Raw genomic sequence first — 7,568 nt, 5'->3', positions numbered from 1 at the left:
GCCCCCGGGGGGCGGGGAGGTCCCCGGCCCCCAAGGCCCCCAGGCACGGTGGGAAAACCGGTAGGGCCCCAACGCCCCCTCCGCCCATACTCGAGGCGTGTTTCTGACCTTCACCACCACCGGTACCGCTGATCGTCCCGCCACCGACCTGGGGTTTCTGCTGCACAAGCATCCCGGCCGGGCGCAGCAGTTCTCGACCTCGCACGGTACGGCGCACGTCTTCTACCCGGAGGCGGACGCCGCACGGTGCACGGCGGCGCTGCTGCTGGAGGTCGATCCGGTGGCCCTGGTCCGGCGGGGGCAGGGCCAGGGGCGGGGCGGAGCTCCGGACGCGGCGCTCGGGCGGTATGTCAACGACCGGCCCTACGCGGCGTCGTCGCTGCTGGCGGTGGCGTTGCGCGGTGTCTTCGCGAGCGCGATGAAGGGGCAGTGCGCGGCCCGGCCGGAGCTGGCCGGGCAGGCGATTCCGCTGCGTATCGAGGTGCCGGTGCTGCCCGCCCGGGGCGGTGCGGCGCTGGTGGAGAAGTTGTTCCGGCCGCTGGGCTGGTCGGTGGCGGCCGAGCCGCTGCCGCTGGACGAGACGTTCCCCGAGTGGGGCGAATCCCGGTACGTACGGCTGGTCCTGGAGGGCGAGTGCGTGCTCGGCCTGGCGCTGCGCCACCTTTACGTGCTGCTGCCGGTGCTGGACGACGCCAAGCACTACTGGGTGGCGGCCGACGAGGTGGACAAGCTGCTGCGGGCCGGTGAGGGCTGGCTGGAGCACCACCCGGAGCAGCGGCTGATCGCGGACCGCTATCTCGTCCGGCGCCGCTCCCTGACCCGCGAGGCGATGGCCCGGCTGGAGCTGGAGCGGCTCGCGGAGGCCGACGACGCGCTCGCCGAGGAGATCGACAACGCGGTGGACGAGACCGCGGACACCGAGGAGCGGCCGGTACCGCTCGCGGTGCGGCGGCGGGAGGCCATCCTCGGCGTGCTGCGGGCAGCCGGTGCCACACGGGTCCTCGATCTGGGCTGCGGGCAGGGGCAGTTGATCGGCGAGCTGCTGAAGGACGGGCGGTTCACCGAGATCGTGGGGATGGACGTGTCGATGCGCGCGCTGCAGGCGGCGCGGCGCAGGCTGCACCTCGACCGGATGCCCGAGCGGCAGTCGGCGCGGGTGCGGCTGGTCCAGGGCTCGCTGGCGTACACCGACAGCAGGCTCAAGGGGTATGACGCGGCGGTGCTCAGCGAGGTCGTCGAGCATGTGGACCCGGAGCGGCTCCCGGCGCTGGAGTACGCGGTCTTCGGCGCGGCCGGGCCCCGTACGGTCGTGGTGACCACACCCAACGTCGAGTACAACGTGCGCTGGGAGTCGCTGCCCGCGGGGCGGGCGCGGCACGCTGACCACCGGTTCGAGTGGACGCGGGCGGAGTTCCGGCGGTGGGCCGGGGAGGTGGCCGCGCGGCACGGCTACGCGGTGGCGTTCGCGCCGGTGGGGCCGGAGGACCCGGAGGTCGGGCCGCCCACGCAGCTCGCCCGCTTCACCCGGGGAGGGGACGGAAGCCGGGCCGGCGGACCCGGCGGTCGTGCGGACAAGAGGGACAATGAAGGTGTCCGTGGTGGTCCGGTGGGGCCGGGCGGCGGGAAGGGGGCAGCGGCATGAGCGGTGTCGAGGACCGTCCGGAGGACGCGGAACCGGCGGTGGAAGCGGCGGACGCGATGGAGACGCCTGAGACGGCGGCGACGGCTGAGCAGGCTGGGGCGTCGGGGGCGTCGGGGGCGTCGGGGGCGTCGGGGGCGTCCGGGGCGACCGGGCCGCCGCCCCCTGTTCCGGACGCCGCTCGTCCGGCGGCTCCCCGGCCGGCCGGCGTCCGTTCGCTCGGGGTGCCCGATCTGTCGCTGGTGGTGCTGGTCGGAGCGACCGGTTCCGGTAAGTCGACGTTCGCGGCGCGGCACTTCAAGGCGACCGAGGTGGTCTCGTCGGACTTCTGCCGCGGCCTGGTCAGCGACGACGAGAACGACCAGTCCGCCAGCGGCGACGCCTTCGAGGTGCTGCACTTCATCGTCGGCAAGCGGCTGGCCGCCGGGCGGCTGACAGTGGTGGACGCGACCAATGTGCAGGCGGAGGCGCGCGCCCAGCTGGTGCGGCTGGCGCGCGAGCACGATGTGCTGCCGGTCGCGATCGTGCTGGACGTGCCCGAGCGGGTCTGCGCCGAGCGGAACGCGGTCCGGGCCGACCGGGCCGGGATGCCGCGCCGCGTCATCCAGCGGCACCAGCGCGAACTGCGGCGTTCGCTGGGGAAGTTGGAGCGCGAGGGGTTCCGTGCGGTGCACGTGCTGCGCGGTGCGGAAGAGGTCGACGCCGCGCGGATCGTACGGGAGCGGCGGTTCAACGACCTCCGGCACCTCACCGGCCCCTTCGACATCATCGGTGACATCCACGGCTGCCGTTCCGAACTGGAGGCCCTGCTCGGGCGGCTCGGTTACGGGCTGGTGCGGGACGCGCGGGGCCGTGCCGTGGACGCGGCGCACCCCGCGGGGCGTACGGCGGTCTTCGTCGGCGACCTCGTCGACCGGGGGCCGGACAGTCCGGGCGTGCTGCGGCTGGTGAGCGGAATGGTGGCCGCCGGTAACGCTCTGTGCGTGTCCGGGAACCATGAGAACAAGCTCGGACGTTATCTCGGCGGACGGTCGGTGAAGGCGACGCACGGCCTGGCCGAGACGATCGAGCAGCTGGAGAAGGAGGACGAGGAGTTCCGCGCCGGGGCCGCGGAGTTCATTCGGGGACTGGTCAGTCACTATGTGCTGGACGGGGGTGGACTGGTGGTGTGCCATGCCGGGTTGCCGGAGAAGTACCACGGGCGTACGTCGGGCCGGGTGCGCTCCTTCGCGCTGTACGGCGACACGACGGGGGAGACCGACGAGTTCGGCCTGCCGGTGCGCTATCCGTGGGCGCAGGACTACCGCGGCCACGCCGCCGTGGTCTACGGCCACACGCCCACCCCGCGTGCCGCCTGGCTCAACAACACCCTCTGCCTGGACACCGGTTGCGTCTTCGGTGGGCGGCTGACGGCGCTGCGCTGGCCGGAGCGCGAGCTGGTCGACGTACCGGCCGAGCGGGTCTGGTACGAGCCGGTCAAGCCGCTGGCCGCGGAAGCGCCGGGTGGGGCGGACGGCCGGCCGCTGGATCTGGCGGACGTCGCGGGGCGGCGGGTGGTGGAGACCCGCCACTTGGGCCGGATCGCCGTCAAGGAGGAGAACGCCGCGGCCGCGCTGGAGGTGATGAGCCGCTTCGCGATCGATCCGCGGCTGCTGCCCTACCTCCCGCCAACCATGGCGCCCTGCGCGACGGCGGCGGAGTCGCGGGTGGACGCGGACGGCGAGGGGTTCCTGGAGCATCCGGCGGAGGCGTTCGCCGAGTACCGCGCGGCCGGGGTCCGCGAGGTGGTGTGCGAGGAGAAGCACATGGGCTCGCGGGCGGTGGCACTGGTGTGCCGGGACGAGGCGGTGGCGCGGGAGCGGTTCGGGGTGGCCGGTGCGGGCGTCTCGGGCGCCCTGTACACCCGTACGGGGCGGCCGTTCTTCGACGACCGGGAGATGACCGAGCGGATGCTGCGGCGGGTCCGGGAGTGCGCGGACCGGGCCGGGCTGTGGGCGGAGCTGGACACCGACTGGCTGCTGCTGGACGCCGAGGTGATGCCGTGGTCGCTGAAGGCGGAGGGCCTGCTGCGGACGCAGTACGCGGCGGTCGGCGCGGCGTCCCGGGCGGTGTTCCCGGAGGTACTGGGCGCGCTGGAGGCGGCGGCCGCGCGGGGCGCCGGGGTGGCGGCGCTGCTCGAGCGGCAGCGCGGCCGGGCCGCCGACGCGGAGGCGTTCACCGAGGCGTACCGGCGGTACTGCTGGCGGGTGGGGGAGCCGGAGAGCGGCGGTGGTGCGGGAGCGCCGGCCGGGGTCCGGCTGGCGCCGTTCCAGATCCTCGCCGTACGGGGCCGCAGCCTGGCCGGGATGCCGCACACCGGCCAACTGGCCCTGATCGACCGGCTGATAGCGGCCGAGGAGGGGCTGCCGGGCGGCGGCGCCGGGGACGGTGCGGTGGACGCGTCCGGTGCGCCGGGTGCTTCCGGCGGGGCCGCGTCCGGGGCCGGGCGAATACGGTTGCTGGCGCCGACCCGGCGGCTGGTCGTGGACACCGAGGACGAGGAGTCGGTCGCGGCCGGGGTCGCGTGGTGGCTGGATCTGACCGCCGAGGGCGGTGAGGGCATGGTCGTCAAGCCGGTTCAGGCGCTGGTCCGGCAGCCGGACGGCCGGCTTGTCCAGCCGGGCGTCAAGTGCCGCGGCCGGGAGTACCTCCGGATCATCTACGGCCCGGAGTACACCCGCCCCGAGCACCTGCGGCGGCTGCGGGTCCGCCGGCTCGGCCACAAGCGTTCGCTGGCCCTGCGCGAGTACGCGCTGGGGCTGGAGGCGCTGGACCGGCTGGCGGAGGGCGAGCCGCTGTGGCGGGTGCACGAAGCGGTCTTCGCGGTACTCGCGCTGGAGTCGGAGCCGGTGGATCCGCGGCTGTAGGGGCGCGGTGGCCGGGGAGGGCCGGGGAGGGCCGGGGAGGGCCGGGGTGGCGCGTGCCCACGGGCTCCCCGCGCCCCCCGACGTCGGGTTCAGGCCACGGCGGGCCCGGCGGCTGCCGGGCTCAGCGGGGCTGCGGGGTGCACAGTGGGCCCCCGCTCACCGGGGCCGCGGGGCGTGCGGCGGCGGCCGCCGGGGGCACCGGGACCACGGCGTGCGCGGAGCCCGCCGCCCCCATGCCGGCGCCCGCGCAGTCGCCCGCGCCGCCCGCCCCGCCGGCGTCCTGGACCGGGTCCGTGTGCCGGGCCGAGCGGTAGGTGCGCCGGTAGTCGACCGGAGGGACGCCCACCGCCCGGGTGAAGTGGCGGCGGAGGTTGGCGGCCGTGCCCAGGCCGGCGATGTCCGCCACCCGGTCCACGGGCAGGTCGGTGCTCTCCAGCAACTCCCGGGCGCGCGCGATCCGTTGGGACTGGAGCCACTGCATCGGCGTGGTCCCGGTGGTGGCGTGGAAGCGCCGGACGAGGGTGCGCGGGCTGGTGTGCGCGTAGCGGGCGAGGTCGGCGACGGTCAGCGGTTCGCGGAGGCGTTCGGCGGCCCAGTGCAGGACGGGCGCGAGGGAGTCGTCGCGGCGCTCCGGGAGCGGGGCCTCGATGTACTGCGCCTGCCCGCCGGGGCGGTGCGCGGGCGCGACCAGCTGCCGGGCCAGGGAGTTGGCGGTGCCGGTACCGAAGTCCTCGCGGATCAGGTGCAGGCAGACGTCGATGGAGGCGGTGGCGCCCGCGCCGGTGAGCACGTCGCCGTGGTCGACGTAGAGCACCGCCGGGTCCACGCTGACGGCCGGGTAGCGCTCGGCGAGCAGCTGCGCGTACTTCCAGTGCGTGGCGGCGGTCCGGCCGTCGAGCAGTCCGGTCGCGGCGAGGGTGAAGGCGCCCGAGCAGAAGGAGACCAGGCGGGCGCCGCGGCGGTGGGCCTCGCGCAGCGCCGCGACGAGCTCCTCCGGCGGGTCGCCGTGCACGTCGGCGGAGGCCGGTACGAGGACGGTGTCGGCCGTGACGAGCTCGTCGGCGCCGTAGGGGGTCCGGGTGGTGAACCACGGGCCGGCGAACGGGGTTTCGCCGGCCGGGCCGATCGCGCACACCCGCAGGTCGTACCAGTCCGGGGGTGTCTGGATCCGGTCGGTGCCGAAGATGTGGCAGGGGATGGCGACTTCGAAGAACGGCATTCCGGGGGTGACCGCGATGGCGAGCGAGGGCATGGCGGAAGTGTGGCAGAACGGGTGGCAGAAATGTAGCGGGTGGTGGCAGTGCTGCCACTCGTGGGGAGGGGGCGCGCGGCCGATGCTTGATCGTCATGACCGCTCTTGCTTCCGGCGGCCGGGGGACGGGTGCGCCCTCCGGCGCCCCCTCCGGCGCCCCCGCCGACGCGCCCTCCGGCGCCCGCGCCGCCGCGCCTTCCGCCCCCGCGCCGGCCCCCGCTCCCGCCCCCGATCCCCGCCGCTGGCTGGTGCTGGCGGTCGCGTCCGCCGCGCAGTTCCTCGCGGTGCTGGACGTGGTCGCCGTCACCATCGCGTTCCCGGCGATCGGCCAGGACTTCGCGCCGGCGCCCGCCTCCGCGCTCTCCTGGGTGCTCAACGGCTACACCGTCGTCCTGGCCGCGCTCCTGGTACCGGCCGGCCGGCTCGCCGACGAGGCCGGGCGGCGCCGCTGCTTCCTGACCGGCATGGTGCTGTTCGGCCTGGCCTCCGCGGCCTGCGGCCTGGCGCCCACGCTCCCGCTGCTGATCGCGGCGCGCGTGGTCCAGGGCGCGGCCGCGGCCGTCCTGATCCCCACCTCGCTGTCCCTGGCGCTGCCGGCCTTCCCGGCCCGCGAGCGGGCCACCGCGGTCGGGGTGTGGACGGCGGTGAGCGCGATCGGCGCGAGCTCCGGGCCGGTGCTCGGCGGGCTGCTCGCCGCGTCCGACTGGCGGCTGATCTTCCTGATCAACGTGCCGGTGGTGCTGCTCGCGGTCGGCTCGGGCGTCCGGCTGCTGCCGCGCGCGGTCCGCGGTCCGCGGCAGGCGCTGGACCTGCCGGGGACGGCGCTGGTGCTGGTGTGCGTCGGCGGGCTGGTGACCGCGTTCGTGCAGGCCCCCGAGTGGGGGTACACCGCCCCGGGCACCCTCGCCGTCCTCGCCGCGGGCGTCCTGGCGGGCGTGCTGGGCGTACGCCATGCGCGGCGGGCCGCGCAGCCGGTGGTGAGCCCGGCGCTCTTCCGGACGCCCGGATTCACCGCCGCCACCCTGGGGCTGCTCAGCTACTTCGTCGCCTACGGGCTGATGATGCTCGCCGCGAGCCTGCTGTTCACCGACGTCTGGCACTACTCGGTGCGTACGGCCGGACTGGCGCTGGCGCCCTGGCCGCTGACCGTGCTGGTGGTCTCGGCGTTCTCCGGCCGGGTCGTCGCGGTGCTCGGCGGCCGGGGGACGGCGGTGGCCGGGGCGCTGTGCTTCGTCGCGGCCGCGCTGTGGTGGCTGGCGCCGGCCGGGGACGGCAGCGGGGGGACGCACTACGCGGTGCGGTTCCTGCCCGGACTGATCTTGGCGGGGCTGGGCACCAGCCTGTACCAGCCGGTGATGTTCGCCGCCGCGGGCGCGCTGCCCGCCGCCCAACTCTCGCTGGGATCCGGCGTGCTGATGGTCTCCCGGCAGGCCGGTACGGCGCTGGGGGTGGCCGTCCTGGTCGCCGTCATCGGCGGCCAGCGGCATCCGGGACTCGGGGCGCTGCGCGGCGGCTGGGCCGTCGCGGCGGTGATGTCGGTGGGGGCGGTGGCGGCGGCGTTGGCGCTGGGCCGGGGCGGGCGGCGGGCGGTGGACGGCCGCGCGTCGTAGGGGCCGGGGCAGGCGCGCCGCGTCGGCGGGCGGCCGTAGCACGTAGGGGACGGCGGGCGGCCGCGCCCCGGGGGCAGAGGCCAGCCGACGAGCTGACGAGCTGTCGCCTGACCCGGGCCGCCCCCCCGACCCCCGGCCCGGACCGGCCCCGCCTCGTAAAC

General features: G+C 75.9%; 3 protein-coding genes and 1 pseudogene. 3 read left to right on the top strand and 1 reads right to left on the bottom strand.

Features of this window, described 5'->3' with window-relative positions; translation table 11 throughout:
* Window positions 1-97 precede the first annotated feature (97 nt).
* Together ADL22_RS09075 and ADL22_RS09070 are read left to right on the top strand one after the other, a co-directional pair.
* Window positions 98-1,642, top strand: a complete 1,545-nt coding sequence (locus ADL22_RS09075; protein ID WP_066975581.1) for a 3' terminal RNA ribose 2'-O-methyltransferase Hen1 — start codon at window positions 98-100, stop codon at window positions 1,640-1,642.
* A complete protein-coding gene (locus ADL22_RS09070; protein ID WP_234430607.1) occupies window positions 1,639-4,545 on the top strand; it encodes a polynucleotide kinase-phosphatase in 2,907 nt (968 codons plus the stop codon). The genes ADL22_RS09075 and ADL22_RS09070 overlap by 4 nt, the downstream gene beginning before the upstream one ends.
* 286 nt (window positions 4,546-4,831) lie before the next feature.
* On the opposite strand, the pseudogene ADL22_RS09065 reads toward ADL22_RS09070, so the two are convergent.
* Window positions 4,832-5,797, bottom strand: a pseudogene (locus ADL22_RS09065) (GlxA family transcriptional regulator); the annotation flags it as partial.
* A 95-nt stretch (window positions 5,798-5,892) separates the two neighbouring features.
* Between ADL22_RS09065 and ADL22_RS09060 the strand changes: the two are divergent.
* Window positions 5,893-7,407, top strand: coding sequence for an MFS transporter (locus ADL22_RS09060; RefSeq protein WP_107116257.1), 1,515 nt, complete (start codon window positions 5,893-5,895; stop codon window positions 7,405-7,407).
* Window positions 7,408-7,568: the final 161 nt, after the last annotated feature.

The organism is Streptomyces sp. NRRL F-4489 (assembly GCF_001509485.1).
Classification (GTDB): Bacteria; Actinomycetota; Actinomycetes; order Streptomycetales; family Streptomycetaceae; genus Streptomyces.
This window is presented reverse-complemented; position numbering and strand designations above follow the sequence as displayed.

Coding starts and splice junctions, on each gene's coding strand:
- ADL22_RS09070 (WP_234430607.1), top strand. CDS start 1,639: ATGAGCGGTGTCGAGGACCGTCCGGAGGACGCGGAACCGGCGGTGGAA.
- ADL22_RS09060 (WP_107116257.1), top strand. CDS start 5,893: ATGACCGCTCTTGCTTCCGGCGGCCGGGGGACGGGTGCGCCCTCCGGC.